Origin of the sequence: Flavobacterium sp. Leaf82, from assembly GCF_001422725.1 — a bacterium.
Taxonomy (GTDB): domain Bacteria; phylum Bacteroidota; class Bacteroidia; order Flavobacteriales; family Flavobacteriaceae; genus Flavobacterium.
The window spans coordinates 106,651-123,641 of sequence record NZ_LMMA01000037.1; the positions used below are offsets into that span (position 1 = coordinate 106,651).

The 16,991-nt window shown below is 33.5% G+C and carries 15 protein-coding genes; 8 read left to right on the top strand and 7 right to left on the bottom strand.

Annotated features, from left to right (window positions below):
* The first annotated feature begins 148 nt into the window (after positions 1–148).
* Positions 149–1,108, top strand: coding sequence for a quinone oxidoreductase family protein (locus ASF10_RS23535; protein ID WP_056255097.1), 960 nt, complete (start codon positions 149–151; stop codon positions 1,106–1,108).
* 94 nt (positions 1,109–1,202) lie between these two features.
* On the opposite strand, the gene ASF10_RS23540 is transcribed toward ASF10_RS23535, so the two are convergent.
* Positions 1,203–2,294: a hypothetical protein gene (locus tag ASF10_RS23540; protein WP_056255098.1), complete on the bottom strand. Its 1,092-nt coding sequence runs from the start codon at positions 2,292–2,294 to the stop codon at positions 1,203–1,205.
* A gap of 9 nt (positions 2,295–2,303) precedes the next feature.
* Complete coding sequence (locus ASF10_RS23545; RefSeq protein WP_056255253.1) at positions 2,304–3,863, bottom strand: NAD(P)/FAD-dependent oxidoreductase; 1,560 nt, start codon at positions 3,861–3,863, stop codon at positions 2,304–2,306.
* Between the two features lie 446 nt (positions 3,864–4,309).
* Here ASF10_RS23545 and ASF10_RS23550 point away from each other — a divergent pair, with 446 nt between their 5' ends.
* Positions 4,310–4,549: a hypothetical protein gene (locus ASF10_RS23550; protein ID WP_056255101.1), complete on the top strand. Its 240-nt coding sequence runs from the start codon at positions 4,310–4,312 to the stop codon at positions 4,547–4,549.
* 126 nt (positions 4,550–4,675) lie between these two features.
* Here ASF10_RS23550 and recQ read toward each other — a convergent pair whose 3' ends face one another.
* A complete protein-coding gene (recQ, locus tag ASF10_RS23555) occupies positions 4,676–6,871 on the bottom strand; it encodes a DNA helicase RecQ (RefSeq protein WP_056255104.1) in 2,196 nt (731 codons plus the stop codon).
* A gap of 86 nt (positions 6,872–6,957) precedes the next feature.
* Between recQ and ASF10_RS23560 the strand changes: the two genes are divergently transcribed.
* From ASF10_RS23560 to lptB, 4 genes are all read left to right on the top strand, one after another.
* Positions 6,958–7,923: an SIS domain-containing protein gene (locus ASF10_RS23560; protein WP_056255257.1), complete on the top strand. Its 966-nt coding sequence runs from the start codon at positions 6,958–6,960 to the stop codon at positions 7,921–7,923.
* A complete protein-coding gene (gene tatC, locus ASF10_RS23565; protein ID WP_056255105.1) occupies positions 7,923–8,738 on the top strand; it encodes a twin-arginine translocase subunit TatC in 816 nt (271 codons plus the stop codon). The genes ASF10_RS23560 and tatC overlap by 1 nt, the downstream gene beginning before the upstream one ends.
* On the top strand, positions 8,731–9,084 hold the full coding sequence (locus ASF10_RS23570; protein WP_007803834.1) for a carboxymuconolactone decarboxylase family protein: 354 nt from the start codon (positions 8,731–8,733) through the stop codon (positions 9,082–9,084). Before tatC ends, ASF10_RS23570 begins: the two co-directional genes overlap by 8 nt.
* 219 nt (positions 9,085–9,303) lie before the next feature.
* Positions 9,304–10,044 (top strand): LPS export ABC transporter ATP-binding protein, encoded by a 741-nt coding sequence (gene lptB / locus ASF10_RS23575; RefSeq protein ID WP_056255108.1) that lies wholly within the window; start codon positions 9,304–9,306, stop codon positions 10,042–10,044.
* A 112-nt stretch (positions 10,045–10,156) separates the two neighbouring features.
* Here lptB and ASF10_RS23580 read toward each other — a convergent pair whose 3' ends face one another.
* Both ASF10_RS23580 and ASF10_RS23585 read right to left on the bottom strand, forming a co-directional pair.
* Positions 10,157–11,014 carry a glycoside hydrolase family 25 protein gene (locus ASF10_RS23580; protein WP_056255110.1) on the bottom strand — a complete coding sequence of 286 codons (858 nt, stop codon included), beginning with the start codon at positions 11,012–11,014 and terminating at the stop codon, positions 10,157–10,159.
* Between the two features lie 10 nt (positions 11,015–11,024).
* Positions 11,025–11,741 (bottom strand): CDP-alcohol phosphatidyltransferase family protein, encoded by a 717-nt coding sequence (locus ASF10_RS23585; protein ID WP_056255113.1) that lies wholly within the window; start codon positions 11,739–11,741, stop codon positions 11,025–11,027.
* A gap of 275 nt (positions 11,742–12,016) precedes the next feature.
* Between ASF10_RS23585 and ASF10_RS23590 the strand changes: the two genes are divergently transcribed.
* Together ASF10_RS23590 and ASF10_RS23595 are read left to right on the top strand one after the other, a co-directional pair.
* A complete protein-coding gene (locus tag ASF10_RS23590; protein WP_056255260.1) occupies positions 12,017–13,000 on the top strand; it encodes a PorV/PorQ family protein in 984 nt (327 codons plus the stop codon).
* A 36-nt stretch (positions 13,001–13,036) separates the two neighbouring features.
* Positions 13,037–14,173: a DUF4105 domain-containing protein gene (locus tag ASF10_RS23595; RefSeq protein WP_056255116.1), complete on the top strand. Its 1,137-nt coding sequence runs from the start codon at positions 13,037–13,039 to the stop codon at positions 14,171–14,173.
* Position 14,174: 1 nt separating this feature from the next.
* On the opposite strand, the gene ASF10_RS23600 is transcribed toward ASF10_RS23595, so the two are convergent.
* Both ASF10_RS23600 and ASF10_RS23605 read right to left on the bottom strand, forming a co-directional pair.
* Positions 14,175–15,569 (bottom strand): sugar transferase, encoded by a 1,395-nt coding sequence (locus ASF10_RS23600; RefSeq protein ID WP_056255118.1) that lies wholly within the window; start codon positions 15,567–15,569, stop codon positions 14,175–14,177.
* Positions 15,570–15,626: 57 nt separating this feature from the next.
* The gene (locus ASF10_RS23605; protein ID WP_056255121.1) at positions 15,627–16,976 is read right to left on the bottom strand and encodes an O-antigen ligase family protein; all 1,350 of its coding nucleotides are present in this window, start codon (positions 16,974–16,976) and stop codon (positions 15,627–15,629) included.
* Positions 16,977–16,991: the final 15 nt, after the last annotated feature.

A 16,991-nucleotide genomic window follows, 5' to 3' on the forward strand; every position in this document is an offset into this window, starting at 1 on the left:
ACGAATTTCACTAATCTACACCAATTAATTCGTGCTAATTTGTGAAATTCGCAGCAAAAACCTTTTTAATCCTACTAATTGGCGGCTATAAAAAGTTTTAAACCGAAAACGAATTTTCACGTACTTTGTATTCCTTAATTAAATTAAAATGAAAGCACTTACCTTCTCTTCTTTCGGAAATTCTGATGTTTTAGAATATATCGAAATTCCAAATCCTGAATTAAAAAGCGATGAGATCCTGGTCGAAATGAAAGCCATTGGGTTAAATTTTGCCGATGTTTACAGACGAAAAGGAAATTATCACTTAAAAGGGAATCCACCTTTTATTGCAGGTTATGAAGGCGCAGGAATTGTTGTTGACCCAAACAATCATCCGGAATATAAAGTTGGGGATCGTGTGGCTTTCGCCGATGTTCCTTTTGCGAATGCAGAGCTAGTTGCCGTAAATATAAATCACGTTCTCCCGTTACCTGATGCTATTTCTTTTGAAACTGCAGCTTCAGTTTTATTACAAGGTTTAACCGCGCATTATTTAGCAACCGACAGTCATAAAACTACCAAAGGCGAAACAGTATTAATTCATGCCGTTGCGGGCGGAGTTGGTCAGATTCTAACTCAAATCATCAAATTGTTAGGTGCAAATGTCATCGGTTTAACCTCATCTTCAGACAAAGCAAAAGTTGCGATCGAACAAGGCGCTGATCATGTTTTTCTATATAATGAAGATTGGAAATCAGATATTTTTAAAACAATCCCAAAAGGTGTTGACGTTGTTTACGACAGCATTGGAAGCACTTTAACAGATAGTTTTGAAGTCACAAAAGAATGCGGGCAAGTCGTGTTTTTTGGAATGGCGGGCGGAGATCCTGAACCTGTAAATCCAAGAATGTTAATGGATACTTCAAAAACCTTAACCGGTGGAGATTTATGGAGTTATTTAAACTCAAAAGAAGAAAGAACAAAAAGAGCCAATAAATTATTCACTTGGATTATCGAAGGAAAAATCAAACTTTCAGAACCAACTTCTTTCAAATTATCCGAAGGAAAACTAGCGCACGATTATCTGGAAAGCCGAAAAAGTACCGGAAAAATAATCCTGATTCCGTAATAATATAAATCCTATATTTTTTTTTCGCCACGAATTCACGAATTATTTAAAATAAAATTCGTGAATTCGTGGCGATTGTTTTAAACAGTAAATTCTATAACTGATTAATTTCAATCTTTGTCAATTCAGATAATTCTAAAATTCTGGCAACATCACTTTTATTCGCTACAAAAAACAAATAATTATCTCCGTGCGTATCGTAACTCATTAGTTCAAAACCTCGTTTCTCTAAAGCCGACTGAATATAAGGAAACAAATCATGACTATAAGTTTCTTCCGGATATTCGAAATTAAGATCTTCGCCAATCATTTCAGAGATAAAATATTCAGCATCTTCCGGATCAAATTTCCAATCGCTGTTCCAGGCATCGATACTTTCAAAAAAATCCCATTGTCCCTGAACTATTTCGTGATATTCTTTTGCTTCTTTTTTAAAATTCTTTAAAAGTTTCTTTGATTGCTTTTGAACTAATTTCTCGTCGACATCTCCTCTCGAAACCAATTTTATAAACTCTTCAAAAGTTTCCCGAGTAACCTCAACATCTTCCGGCAACAGATTTTCTTGCGAAGGAAGTTCAATAGTTTCCGGTAGTTCTATTTGCAAATACTGACAAATACCCTGCAAAACTCTTTCAAATTCTTTGAATCCAATTTTCTGAGTATCATTTTTAGGATCTTTTATATCAATAGATTCTGTATCCAGTATTCCTTTTGTATAATCCAGAAAATAACTATTATTATAAAGCATTTTAAAGTCGTTTGTTTCCAGACTATTGGTACAACAAAAAAAGATTACAAAATTATGCAATACATGTTTCAGGTATTTTTTAGCTTCCGGAGTTGGCTCTGTATAAAACTGAAAATGAATATAATCAAATTCTAACCCCTCCTCTACCTGCGCTTCGGAAATTGCGCCAATATTAAGTTTTGCATACAACTCGTTTAAAACTTCGTAAGCATTTTTAAACCCTGCTTTTTTAATTTCATTTTGTGCTTCTTCATAATCAAATGAACCCGGAAATGAATATAAATTCACCAATATACTGTCGTGAACTCCTTTCATTTTAAATTCAATTTTATTTTCTTCATTATATAAATACGTATAAATAGCATCCATAATATCAAAAGAAACAATTGATTTTGGGTCATTGTTTCTACCAAAGAGATTAGAAAAGAAGTTTTTCATAATGATATATTATTTTAAAGTTTCGGCAATCATCAAAGCACATTTTTCGCCGTCTATGGCTGCAGATATAATTCCGCCAGCGTATCCTGCTCCTTCTCCGCAAGGATACAAACCTTTTATTTGCAAATGTTCGTAAGTTATTGGATCTCTCGGGATACGAACCGGAGATGATGTTCTACTTTCCGGTGCATGTAAAATCGCTTCATTGGTCAAATAACCACGCATTGATTTTCCAAATTCCTTAAATCCTTCACGTAATATCTGAGATAAAAATCCGGGAAAAACTTCTCCCATTTCTACCGAAGTTGTTCCGGGAACATAAGACGTTTTTGGTATATCAGCAGAAACTTTATTTTGAGTAAAATCGATCATTCGTTGTGCAGGGACTTTTTGGGTTTCTCCCGCCAAATGCCATGCTTTTTGTTCGATACTTTTTTGAAATTCCATTCCAGCCAAAGCACCAAATTTTGCAAAAGGTTTAAAATCTTCTAATTTTAATTCGATTACAATTCCTGAATTTGCCGTTACCTGATCACGTTTAGATGGCGACCAACCGTTTGTAACTACTTCGCCCGGACTTGTCGCGCAAGGAGCAATTACACCACCCGGACACATACAGAACGAATACATTCCGCGACCATTAACTTGTTTTACTATAGAATATGGCGCCGGTGGCAAATGTTCGCCACGATAATCGCAACTATATTGAATACTATCTATTAATTGCTGAGAATGTTCTGCACGAACTCCTAACGCAAAAGGCTTAGCTTCGATAAATATTTTCTTTTTGTCTAATAACTCAAAAATATCACGCGCCGAATGTCCGGTTGCAAGGATCAATTTATTCGCCAGAATCTTGTCTCCGTTTTGAGTAACGATTCCTTCAACTTCATTATTCTTTACCAAAATATCTGTTACAGGGGTATCAAACAAAACCTGACCACCAAACTCAATGATTTTATTTCGGATATCTTCAATAATTTTAGGCAGTTTATTGGTTCCGATATGCGGATGTGCTTCTACCAAAATATCTTCAGAAGCTCCAAAAGCTACCAGAAGTTCTAAGATTCTGGTTACATCTCCACGTTTTTTAGAACGCGTATATAATTTTCCATCAGAATAAGTTCCTGCTCCGCCTTCACCAAAACAATAATTAGAATCTTCGTTTACGATATGTTCTACATTTATTGCTTTTAAATCACGACGACGGCCACGAACATCTTTTCCCCGTTCTAACACAATTGGTTTTAAACCCAATTCTATTAATTGCAGTGCTGCAAAAAGTCCTGCCGGACCTGCTCCAACCACAATTACTTCCTGAGCCGAAGAAACATCCTTATATATAGGTAGCTCTATTTTAGTTTCCTGAAAAGGTTCTCCTTGTAAATAGATGATTACTTTCAGATTGATTTTTATCGCTTTTTGGCGCGCATCAATAGATCGTTTTAAAATAGATATATGTTGAATTTCCTTAGGAGAAACCTTTATTTGTTTAGACAAATAGTCTTTTAGCAACAATTCGTTTGCAGCTATTTCCGGAGTTACCTGAAGTAAAAGTTCTCTTGGCATTTTATTTTTTTTATTCAATTAGCTTTTCTTTTTATGAAAAGAACATGCAAAAATACTATTTTGAACTGACTTTATATAATTAACCGCAAAGTGCGCTAAGTTTTTTTTAAAGGCTGGGTTTTACAAACACACAAAGTTCGCAATCCCGATAGCTATCGAGATTGTGTTGATCTAGCTTTGCGAACTTTGTGTTTTCTATGCGTAAAGAAAAATTAAATCTTAGCGCACTTTGCGGTTAATATGTAGCAACTTTTCTCCTCAAAATCTTCAATATTTATTTTTAGCCACAGATTATTTCAATTAAAAAGATTTCTTTTAAGAACTTTTAGACGCACTGCAGTGCGTCTCTACAGAAAAAAAACTCAGAACCTTAGAACCTTTTTTTCAAAATAGACTTTGTACCTTTGTTACTCTGTTCCGAAGTTTCGGAATTAACCTAAAAAAAAATGTCTAGAAAAATAAAACTGATTTGGGATTTTCGTGGTCCGGCTTCGGCAAAAACAGCCGAGCATCATGAAATTCATTTAAAAGAATATATCGCAATAGAAAAATTGCCTTTGAATATTACAGGATTTAAAATCATAAACGATATGCATGCTACTGCTTTTATGGTAGTAACTGATGAAAATATGATCCAGGTAAGGGATGCTTTGAAACCGCATCGCGGGGAAGTATATGAGGAATGAAAAAATCACAGTTCTCAGTAGCAGTTTACAGTTATGTACTGAGAATAAATTTAAGTCGCAGTCTCAGTTTTCAGTCTCAGCAAAAAACTGTAAACTGTAAACTGTAAACTGAGACTGTAAACTTTTCTAATTCGCTACTTCACTAATAAATTTAATTCGCATTAAGCGTAATTCATCAATATCATAATCGCCATCGAATTCTTTAAGAGCTTCTTCGATTTTATCTGATTCTGATTCCATGAAATAGTCATGAATTTCTTCTTGCTGATCGTCGTCAAGCATATCATCTACCCAATATTTAATATTAAGTTTGGTTCCTGCATATACGATCATTTCCATTTCTTTGATCAAAGCATCCATCGAAAGTCCTTTTGCAGAAGCAATATCACTCAATGGTAATTTTCGATCTATATTCTGGATGATGTATAATTTATTTGCCGAGTTTACTCCGGTAGATTTCACTACTAAATCATCTGGACGAATAATATCGTTATCTTCTACATAACGACTAATTAAGGTCACGAAATCATTACCGTATTTTTTGGCTTTTCCTTCACCAACACCATGAATATTATACAGCTCTGTTAAAGTAATTGGATATTTTAAAGCCATATCTTCAAGAGAAGGATCCTGAAAAACAACAAACGGAGGAACTCCCAGTTTCTTGGCCACTTTTTTACGCAGTTCACGAAGCATTCCCATTAGAACTTCATCAGCAGTTCCTGATGATTTTGCAGCGGTTACGATTGCTTCATCTTCAGATTCATTGTATTCATGATCTTCTGACATCATAAATGAAACTGGATTTTTAATGAAGTTCAAACCTTCTTTTGTGATTTTTACAACGCCATAAGTTTCGATATCCTTAGATAAATATCCTGCCACTAAAACTTGTCGCAATAATGCCATCCAATATTTCTCGTCATGGTCTGAACCTGAACCAAAAAAGGATTGTGTATCTGTTTTATGTGCTTTAATTACAGCATTTATTCTACCTATTAATGTAAAGACAATTTCTTTTGACTTATATATATGTTTGGTGTCACGAACAATTTCAAGTAATTTAACTGCCTGATCCTTCGCTTCGACTTTAGTTTTAGGATTACGAACGTTGTCGTCCATATCTGCTCCTTCTCCGGTTTCGCTGTCGAACTCTTCTCCAAAGTAATGCAATAAGAATTTTCGTCGCGACATTGAGGTTTCGGCGTAAGCCACGACTTCTTGTAATAATGCAAAACCAATTTCTTGTTCTGCTACTGGTTTTCCGGACATGAATTTCTCCAGCTTTTCTACATCTTTATAGGAGTAGTAGGCTAAACAATGTCCTTCGCCTCCGTCACGTCCTGCACGGCCCGTTTCCTGATAATAACTTTCTAGTGATTTTGGAATATCGTGGTGAATTACAAAGCGAACGTCTGGTTTGTCAATTCCCATACCAAAGGCAATTGTTGCTACAACTACGTCTACATCTTCCATCAAAAACATATCCTGATGTTTGGCTCGTGTTTTAGCATCTAAACCTGCGTGATAAGGAACCGCGCTGATCCCGTTTACTTGTAAAACTTCGGCAATCGACTCGACTTTTTTACGGCTTAAGCAATAAATAATTCCGGACTTGCCTTTATGTTGTTTGATAAATCGAATAATATCCGATTCTATATTTTTAGTTTTTGTTCTAACCTCGTAGTATAAGTTTGGTCTGTTGAAAGATGCTTTGAAAGTATTTGCATCAGACATGTCGAGGTTTTTAAGAATATCTTCCTGAACTTTTGGTGTTGCAGTTGCGGTAAGTCCAATAATTGGCACCTGTCCCAATTGTTTGATAATATTTTTCAGATTTCGATACTCGGGTCTAAAATCATGACCCCATTCTGAAATACAATGTGCTTCATCAATAGCCACAAAAGAAATTGGTACACTTTGCAAAAAAGCCACATATTCTTCTTTTGTCAAAGATTCCGGCGCTACATACAAAAGTTTTGTCAAGCCAGAAGTAATGTCTTTTTTTACTTGTGCGATTTCTGTTTTTGTGAGAGAGGAATTTAACACGTGCGCAATTCCGTTTTCTGAAGAAAGGCTTCTGATTGCATCAACCTGGTTTTTCATCAAAGCAATCAAAGGAGAAACAACAATTGCTGTTCCGTCCTGAATTAAAGCGGGTAATTGATAACAAAGAGACTTTCCACCGCCAGTAGGCATAATTACGAATGTATTCTTTTTACCTAATATACTCGTAATGACTTGCTCCTGCAAACCCTTAAATTGGCTAAAGCCGAAATACTTCTTTAATTCCTTGTGTATTTCAATTTCGTTTGAATTCATTCTTTATATTAATGGTATTTTGTATAAATTTGCAACACATAAAGATACAACTTTCTTTTATACATACAAATTTTAAATATTCTGTTTTGATCACAAAAGAAAATATATTGGCGATCGCCAAAAAAACCATACTCTCTGAAAGTGAAGCAATTACAAAGCTAATTGATTTTCTCGATGAAAATTTCTACGAAGCAACCCAACGTATTTACGAAACAAAAGGCAGATTGATCGTTACGGGCATCGGAAAAAGCGCAATCATTGCTCAAAAAATGGTCGCTACTTTTAACTCGACCGGAACGCCATCTATGTTTCTCCACGCCTCAGAAGCTATTCATGGCGACTTGGGAATGATTCAGAAAGAAGACATCATTATCTGTATTTCTAAAAGCGGAAACAGTCCTGAAATAAAAGTTTTAGTACCGTTATTAAAACGTTTTGGAAATATTTTAATTGCCATTACAGGAAATATAACTTCATCACTTGCCAAAGGTTCAGACTACGTTTTGAACACAACTGTTGACATGGAAGCTTGCCCTATAAATCTGGCACCAACAAACAGCACAACAGCGCAACTTGTTATGGGTGACGCTCTTGCAGTTTGTTTGATGGAAATGCGTGATTTTAAACCTGAAGATTTTGCGGTTTATCATCCGGGCGGCGCTTTAGGAAAAAAACTATTACTTCGTGTAAAAGATATGATCGAGCATTCATTAAAACCTCAGGTTACTCCGGATACTTCAGTTAAAAAAGTTATTTTTGAGATCTCTGAAAAAAGATTAGGTGTAACAGCCGTAATCGAAAATGAAAAAATTATAGGAATTATTACTGACGGAGACATCCGAAGAATGCTAAATGACGTAGATACTATTGCTGACTTAACGGCAAAAGATATTATGTCAAAAAATCCTAAATCAGTATCTTCAGAAACCATGGCGGTTGACGCTTTGAATATTTTAGAAGATTTTTCTATTACGCAGCTTATTGTTTCAGATAACGGAGCGTACAAAGGAGTATTACACTTACATGACATTTTAAAAGAAGGAATCGTATAATGGCAAAAAAGAACCTTGGCGAGATGTCATTTTTAGACCATCTTGAAGAACTTAGATGGTTATTAGTTAGAAGTACAATTGCAATATGTATTATGGCATTTGTTACTTATTTTATCAGTGATTATTTATTTGATCAGATTATTTTAGGACCAATAAGACCTACTTTTTTTACTTATGTCTGGTTTTGTGACTTATCACATCAACTGGGTTTTGCAGAAAGTATTTGTATTACTGAACTAAACTTTATTATTCAGAATACAGAAATGGAAGGACAGGTTAACATATTTGTCTGGATGTGTCTTTTAGCTGGTTTTATCCTGAGTTTTCCTTATATTTTATGGGAACTCTGGAAATTTATTAGCCCGGCATTATATGAGAAAGAACGTAAAAATGCTAAATTATTTATTTTCACTTCTTCGTTGCTTTTCTTTTTAGGAGTATTGTTTGGATACTTTGTAGTAATCCCAATGTCAGTGAATTTCGTAGCCACGTTCTCTGTGAGTGATGTTGTAAAAAATCAATTTACATTAGATTCCTATATGGGAATGGTAAAAACGAGTATTCTTGCCAGCGGATTATTTTTTGAATTGCCAATTATCATTTATTTCCTTACTAAATTAGGATTAGTAACTCCTGATTTCCTGAGAAAATATTGGAAATATGCCGTTGTAATCATTTTAATCATAGCTGCAATTGTAACTCCTCCGGATGTTGTGAGTCAAACAATTGTTGCGATACCAATGTTGCTTATTTACGAAGTGAGTATCCTTATTTCGAGGATTGTTTATAAAAATAAATTGAAAGAAAATGTCTGATATTATACAGGAATTTAACGACTATCGTTCTAAAATGAACGAAAAATTATTAGCTGACAATAATAAAATTGTAAAGCGAATTTTTAATCTTGACACTAATGCTTATGCTCCGGGAGCTCTTGATGTAAAAACTAAAGAACTTTTAGGATTAGTAGCTTCAGCAGTTTTACGTTGTGATGATTGTGTAAAATATCACTTAGAAACGAGCCATAAAGAAGGAGTTACAAAAGAAGAAATGATGGAAGCAATGGGAATCGCAACTTTGGTTGGAGGAACAATTGTAATACCTCATTTGCGCAGAGCATACGAATTCTGGGAAGCTCTGGAAGAAGAAGCTGCTAATTAGAAAATGTACCAATTTGATAATTAGATCATTTCCTGAAATACTCTAATTCTTGAATTCCGGAATACAAATTCTAAATTTTGAAACGCAATAATTTGTTAATTGATTTACCGAATTGATTATTTTACATTTATTTTGCCTTTCAAATAAAATCATAAAATTGAATTTGAGGTAGTTTTGAATTATCTCATTTTCTAATTATCTAATTATCCAATTGAAAAAATGAAGCTAAGAGCCGATAATTTAATCAAAACCTACAAAGGTCGAAGCGTTGTAAAAGGAATTTCTGTTGAAGTTAATCAAGGAGAAATCGTTGGGCTTTTGGGACCAAATGGTGCTGGAAAAACGACTTCATTTTATATGATTGTAGGATTGGTAAAGCCAAATTCAGGAAATATTTATCTTGATGATTTAGACATTACCGATTATCCAATGTACAAGCGTGCACAACAAGGAATTGGTTATTTAGCACAGGAAGCTTCGGTTTTCAGAAAATTAAGCATCGAAGATAACATCTTGAGTGTTTTGCAATTGACTAAACTTTCTAAGGAAGAACAAATTGCAAAAATGGAAAGCTTGATTGAAGAATTTAGTCTGGAACATATTCGTACGAACAGAGGTGATTTACTTTCCGGAGGAGAACGTCGTCGTACCGAAATTGCACGTGCTCTGGCAACAGATCCTAAGTTTATTTTATTAGATGAACCGTTTGCGGGGGTTGACCCTGTTGCAGTTGAGGATATCCAGAGAATTGTTGCTCAGTTAAAAAATAAAAACATCGGAATTCTAATTACAGATCACAACGTTCAGGAAACTTTAGCGATCACTGATAAAACATACTTAATGTTTGAAGGTGGAATTTTGAAAGCAGGAATCCCGGAAGAATTAGTCGAAGATGAAATGGTTCGCCGTGTTTACTTAGGTCAAAACTTCGAGCTTCGTAAAAAGAAACTTGAATTCTAGAAAAAGTATACAGTCCCAGTTTACAGTTTACAGTCGCAGTTTACAGTTCTCACTTTGACTGAATACTGTAAACTGAGACTGCGACTGGGACTGAAATACTGCGATTGAAAAGCTATTCAACTGTAATAAATTGCAATTGCTCTAGATCACCGTTATAAATATTTACATCTACGCGATGTTTGATTCCGGGCAATGATGCTTTTTCTGTAAATTGCCAAAAAAGCCAATCGTCTTCGATTTTCTCTCTGTAAAAATTGTAATTGGCAATCCAGAATAGGTATTCTCCAAATTCTTCTTTCAGGAAATCACTATAATAACGTTCGCCTGTATAAATAATTGGTCGAACCTGATAATGTGCTTCTACTTTATTCAACCAACGTTTTAAACCTTTTTTTAAACTATCCAAAGATTGGTTCTTTGGTAATTTCTCGATATCTAAAACTGGTGGCAAATCGCCTTTTTGCAATTTTACAGTTTTAATAAAAAGATCTGCCTGCTCAATTGAGTTTTCATTTGGACGGTAATAATGATAAGCACCACGAATGATTTTATGTTCTTTTGCGCCTTCCCAATTTTTTTTAAACTGCCTGTCTACTCTGTCATTTCCTGCAGTTGCACGAACAAAAACAAATTTTACAGGATATTTTTCATCCAGAACCTCGACTTCATCCCATTGTACTTTACCCTGAAATTCAGACACATCGATCCCTATTACTTTTCCTTTATGATTTTCAAGGACTTTAATATTTCGAACATCAGACAAATGCTTATCAACGGCATCTTCGTCTAAAACTTTACTGGATTTAAAGCCAAGATAATATGCCAGTCCATCACGATAATGATAAACTGCCACAAAAAAAAGCAAAACAAAAAATGAATAAATAATAAAACGAATTGCTCTTACTAAAACCGATTTTTGAGGTTGCGATTTTCTGGAATAAGAAGTTCGTCTTGTCGTTTTTCTTGCCATTCGAATAAATCTACTTTTTCAAAAATATATTATTCACAACTGATAATAATACATAAAAAATGATAATCAACGGGATTGCCATGTATTGAAGTGTTATTACAAGAAGTAATGAAATCAATAAAAATACGATTTGAAGCACATTATCTTTTACTGTGAATTTCTTGATTTTTAGGGCAAATAAAGGAATTTCGGCATTTAAAATATAAGCACTACATAATGTAATTATTAATAAAACCCAGTGATTACTTAAAATTTCGAAAATCATTAAGGAATCCGAATATTCAATAACCAAAGGAAGACTCAGAATAAACAGCGCATTTGCAGGAGTTGGCAAACCAATAAAAGAATCCGTTTGACGGGTATCTATATTAAAGTTTGCTAATCTGTAGCAAGAACCCAAGGTTACGATAAATCCTAAAAAAGGAATAAATACTGACCCAACTACCTCGTGAGGATTTGCACTTTTTACAAACAAACTATACATTACATAACCAGGCACAACCCCGCTTGTAACCATATCTGCCAATGAATCTAATTGCAGTCCAAGCGGACTTGAAACTTTGAATAATCTGGCAAAAAAGCCATCAAAAAAATCAAAAAAGATTCCTAAACAAACCATATAAAAAGCCATTAAATAATCGGCTTGAGAAACAAAAACAACGGCGATGCAACCACAAAACAAATTGATTAATGTGATTAAATTAGGAATATGCTTTTTTACATTCATGTTTTATATAATTTGATAATGACAGGGAACAAATTTAGCATAATAACTGCATGTAAGAGGAGTTTTTGCAAGAGTTTTTTATTTGAAATTTCGAGTTTCGCATTATTTATCAAAAGGAATAAATTTGCTGAGTAAAATATTATATTTTTGGTAAAAATTAAAACAGACTTCGGTTTGCTAAAAAATATCCGTTGAAGAAAACATTTGTGCTTTTATTATTTTGGTGTTATACAGTACAGTATGCGCAAACTGCTCGAAAATATTCGAATGAATTTATGAATATTGGTGTAGATGCTGCTGCGTTAGGTATGTCCAGCGCGGTGACTGCTTCGACAAATGATGTAAACTCTGTTTATTGGAATCCCGCTGGATTAACCAATCTCGAAGATCATCAAATATCATTAATGCACGCCAATTATTTTGCAAATATTGCACAATATAATTACATAGGTTATGCAAGTCCAATTGATGACAGGAGCGCCTGGGGAATTTCGATGATTCGTTTTGGTGTTGATGACATTATGGATACAACGCAATTAATCGACAATCAGGGAAATATTGACTATAATAGAATTAGTTTATTCTCGACTGCAGATTATGGTTTTACTTTTTCATATGCGCGAAAATTACCTGTTGAGGGATTTCAATATGGTGTAAATGCAAAAATAATAAGAAGGGTTATTGGTAAATTTGCTAATTCCTGGGGTTTTGGTTTTGATGTGGGACTTCAGTTTGAACGCAATAACTGGAAATTCGGATTAATGCTACGAGATATTACAACCACTTATAATGTCTGGAATATCGATGAAGAAGAGTATGCAAAGATTGCCAATGCGATTCCGGGAGAAAATAATGAATTACCGGAAAGCACTGAAATAACTTTGCCGAAAGCACAATTGGGGGTTTCAAGAAAGTTTGAATTTCATAATGATTACAGCCTTTTGGTTGCTACTAACCTGAACATGCGTTTTGAACAAACTAATGATATCATCTCTACAAAAACAGTAAGTATTGATCCTGCTTTAGGATTCGAATTTGGTTATACTGATCTTGTATTTTTGAGAGCCGGAGCAGGAAATTTTCAGAATGTAACACAATTAGACAATACTGAAAAAGTAAATTTTCAACCTAATATTGGTTTGGGATTTAAATATAAAGGTATTCAGGTTGATTATGCTTTAACTGACTTAGGAAACCAAAGTACCGCTTTGTATTCAAATATTTTTTCTTTAAAAGTAGATTTAGGTATCTTTAGATAAAATTTACAAACCATAAACTTCTTAAAATTTTAAATCATGAAAAATGTCATTTTCAAAAAAACACTTTTTAGTTTACTATTCTTACTAAGTTTTATTGGTTTCAGCCAAAATTTACCACTCTCGAAAGATGCCAAAATAAGCGTTATCACTTGCGGATTGGGTAATGAAACGTATTCTTATTTTGGACATACGGCAATACGTGTTGCTGATCCCGGCAATAACATTGACGTTGTATATAATTATGGCGCTTTTGATTTCAGGACTCCAAATTTTGTTGCAAAGTTTGCAAAAGGAGATTTACAATATTTTGTAATCGTACACTCGTTTCCGGAATTTGTTGACGAATATAATACAGAAAAAAGAAGTGTTTTTGAGCAGGAACTTCTTATTTCCCAAGATTCAAAACAAAAGCTTTTTGATAATTTAAACACGACCTTAGCTTCTGAAGATCGTTATTATACCTATAAATTTATTGATAAAAACTGTACTTCGATGGTGGTTGACATCATCAATAAAAGTTTGAATGAAACTGTCATTACAAAAAAAGGAGATACTGATATAACTTACAGATCTATTTTGTTTCCTTATTTTAATGGGCATTTTTACGATCAATTAGGCACAAGTATTATTTTTGGAACTAAAGTAGATCAGTTAGGTACCAAAATATTTTTACCTTTTGAATTAAAAAACAGCTTAGAAAAAACCAGGTATCAAAACCGTCCTTTAGTTAGTAAGACTCAAACGTTACTTAGCTTTGAGAAAGAAACACCCGGATCTTGGTGGAATAACGTTTATACTTATCTTTTTATTCTTGCTTTTGTTGTTTTGGCTCACAACAAAATAGTAGACAAAATCTATCTCCTTATTTTATCTTTTATGGGAATCTTTTTTGTTGCTGTGGGATTTTATTCTTTTCATCAGGAACTGGCGATGAATTATAATGTCCTTTTATTTAGTCCACTATTATTGATTTTGATTTTTCTATCAATTATAAAAAACAAAAGATGGACGTATCGATTTGCCGTATTACACTTACTGTTTTTAATTGTTTACAGTATTTTCCTGATTAACAAAGCTCACTTTTTGATTGTTTTACCAATGATTATTACAAGCGGATTTGTTTTAGTAAGAGTTGCTATTCGAAACAAAAAACGTATTCCGATTATTATCTAAATTATTGTCCGCGGTAAAATAAAACTGTCGTAATGGTTTTAAAAGTGATACTTAAATCCAGAAAGATGCTTCGATGTTTAATGTAATATAAATCATATTGCAATTTTATCAAACTCTCGTCTATAGATTCACCATACGAATAATTGACTTGTGCCCATCCTGTAAGTCCTGGTTTAATGACATGTCTGGTTTCATAAAAAGGCATTATTCGCGCTATTTCTTCAACAAAAAACGGTCTTTCCGGTCTTGGTCCAATTACTGCCATATCGCCTATTAGAACATTAAAAAACTGAGGCAGCTCATCTATTCTTGATTTGCGCATCATTTTACCAAAAGGAGTAATTCGTTTGTCATTTGAAGTTGCAAAAACAACTCCGTTAGATTCAGAATTTTCAATCATGGTTCTAAACTTGTAGATTTTAAAAACAATTCCGTTTTTGCCTACACGTTCCTGAGTATAAAACAATGGACCTTTATTGGCAAAAAGATTTATTAGAAAAATTAAGGGAACAAAAAGGAAACAAACTAATAGTCCGCTAAAAGAAAACAGAAGTTCCATTGAGCGCACCAAAAACAGGTATAATTTATTATTGTTGCTTCGGCTAAAAGGGAAAAAACGATAAAAATCCCTGGATATATATTGCATTGGGATACGTTGGGTTTTACTTTCATAAACCTGCGTATATTCTCGAATTATATTTCCTGATTCTAATAAGTGAAGTAATTGCTGGTATAAATCAGCCGTAATTCCATCAGTTTTTTGAGAAGCTATTACAATTTCAGAAACTTGGTTTTTAATTACAAAAGTCTCTAAATCATTCTTTTTAACTTCTTTTACATAATGAAATCCTGAGTTTTCTTTAGAAATTGAATCCGAATTAACAAACCCAATAATTTTATAATGCGGATCGACGTTTTCCAGACTCAAAACTAATTCTTCGACTTGATTTTGATCACATATTAAAACAACATTTTGAGAAAAACGATGTGATGCAAGGAAATAAACATAAAAAAAACGCCATAGCAACAATGTGCCAAGTATTGTAAAGTAGAAAATAAATATGATTAATCGCTGCTTGGGCAATTCAGGAGATAAAACCGGCGTAAATAAATAGGCTAAACTAGAAGCGGTAACAGTAAAAATTACACTTTGAAGTATTTGAAATTGATTGCTGGCAACTTGCAAGTCATACATTTCGAAAATTACTCCAAAAGCAAATAGATAACTCAGTAGTAAAATAACATTTAAAAAATTATGTGTATCGAAAATAAAGTAATTGTAATCAAATATCAAACTTAGTATATATAAAGCTGATAAGATAAAAACGGCATCAAAAATAAGAAGCAATATTCTTCTTTCCGATATTTCGAAATGCATTTTGTTGTTAGAGAACATTTAGTCAATTTGTTTAGGGGCTTAAACTTGAGTCAAATGTATTATAAAAAATAGAATCTAATCTATCAAATTTTCTGTTTTTTCAGGAATTTTAACCTGAACTAAAAGTAATGACAATGCATATACAAAAGCCGGAGCTGCTGTTCGCATTGCGGCATGATTTATAGTTAATAACCAAAAGACAAAAAAGGACAGGAAATATAAATGCTGCCTATTGTTGATATACACTACAAAAGGAGTTATAAAAAGCAATAAAAGTCCAAAAATCCCAAACAAACCATGCTCACTAAGCATACGAGTAATCTCATTGTGTGAGGCTGCACTCTCGCCAAATGTTTCTTTCCTGATTTGTTTACCCATTCCGGCTCCAACTCCTAAAATAGGATTATCCATAAAAATCGTAATTTCTTCACCCATTATTTCTTCCCGACCACCTAAACGATCTTTTTTTACTCTTCCTGCAGCATCTTGATTTGCATATCGTTTTTGTATAAGTCCATTAGTCTGAACAGAAGAATAAACCCAAACTCCTGCAGCCATTACTCCAGTTAAAACGAAGACCATTACAAATTTATTCTTGCCTCTAGCATTTGAAAAACTATATAATAAAGACAACAAACAAACAATCATAACTGCAGCTGTTATAACTCCTCCTCTTGAAAAAGTAACAATCCCTCTGTAAGTCATAAATAATAGCAAAAAGCCATTTATAAGGATTGCTTTTTTTGATTTTGAGAATAATATTAATTGCGTAAAAAACACAAACATTCCTAAACCTAAAGCTGTCGAAACCTGATTAGGACCAAAACCTCCGGAAGTTTCAAAATTAGATTGTGTACCTGTTACAACATCCCTAACGCTTGGGTTAAATAAAAATAAGTATACGGTTGTACTTACTAATGGTAATCCCATTGCAACTAATACATTTTGTAAATCAGTAAATAAAATTCTTCTTTTAAACATGTAGATTGCGGATATCGCTAGACATACGGGTCCCGATAAATTAAAAACCAATGACTTTTTGATATCAATAGAAGGATTAAAAACTGTAGAGGTAATTAAAATTGATGGAATTAATAAAATCAGGAAAAACCAATATATAAATGCATTCGTAGAAAAATTACTATACATCATACCCAAAAGCATGAAAAAAGCCACTCCGAATTTAACAAACTCATTATTGAAATTTCCGCCGGTCATTCGCAAAAAAACCTCAACTCCTACTAAATATCCTGCAACTAAAAGAACTTCATTGTTCTTGTTTTTGGTTCTGTAAACGATAAAAAAACCAACAACAAGAATTAAAAGCGCATATATTTTTGATAAAAAAGGAACTGTAAAAACAACTAAAGCAATTGCCGCATGTATTAGAAGCAGAAAACTATAGGATGATTTTGAATTTTTCATTTTTTATTTATTGTC

Coding starts and splice junctions, on each gene's coding strand:
- lptB (WP_056255108.1), top strand. CDS start 9,304: ATGAAGCTAAGAGCCGATAATTTAATCAAAACCTACAAAGGTCGAAGC.
- ASF10_RS23585 (WP_056255113.1), bottom strand. CDS start 11,741: ATGAATGTAAAAAAGCATATTCCTAATTTAATCACATTAATCAATTTG.
- ASF10_RS23595 (WP_056255116.1), top strand. CDS start 13,037: ATGAAAAATGTCATTTTCAAAAAAACACTTTTTAGTTTACTATTCTTA.
- ASF10_RS23535 (WP_056255097.1), top strand. CDS start 149: ATGAAAGCACTTACCTTCTCTTCTTTCGGAAATTCTGATGTTTTAGAA.
- recQ (WP_056255104.1), bottom strand. CDS start 6,871: ATGAATTCAAACGAAATTGAAATACACAAGGAATTAAAGAAGTATTTC.
- ASF10_RS23600 (WP_056255118.1), bottom strand. CDS start 15,569: ATGTTCTCTAACAACAAAATGCATTTCGAAATATCGGAAAGAAGAATA.
- ASF10_RS23540 (WP_056255098.1), bottom strand. CDS start 2,294: ATGAAAAACTTCTTTTCTAATCTCTTTGGTAGAAACAATGACCCAAAA.
- ASF10_RS23590 (WP_056255260.1), top strand. CDS start 12,017: ATGAATATTGGTGTAGATGCTGCTGCGTTAGGTATGTCCAGCGCGGTG.
- ASF10_RS23570 (WP_007803834.1), top strand. CDS start 8,731: ATGTCTGATATTATACAGGAATTTAACGACTATCGTTCTAAAATGAAC.
- tatC (WP_056255105.1), top strand. CDS start 7,923: ATGGCAAAAAAGAACCTTGGCGAGATGTCATTTTTAGACCATCTTGAA.
- ASF10_RS23580 (WP_056255110.1), bottom strand. CDS start 11,014: ATGGCAAGAAAAACGACAAGACGAACTTCTTATTCCAGAAAATCGCAA.
- ASF10_RS23605 (WP_056255121.1), bottom strand. CDS start 16,976: ATGAAAAATTCAAAATCATCCTATAGTTTTCTGCTTCTAATACATGCG.
- ASF10_RS23550 (WP_056255101.1), top strand. CDS start 4,310: ATGTCTAGAAAAATAAAACTGATTTGGGATTTTCGTGGTCCGGCTTCG.
- ASF10_RS23545 (WP_056255253.1), bottom strand. CDS start 3,863: ATGCCAAGAGAACTTTTACTTCAGGTAACTCCGGAAATAGCTGCAAAC.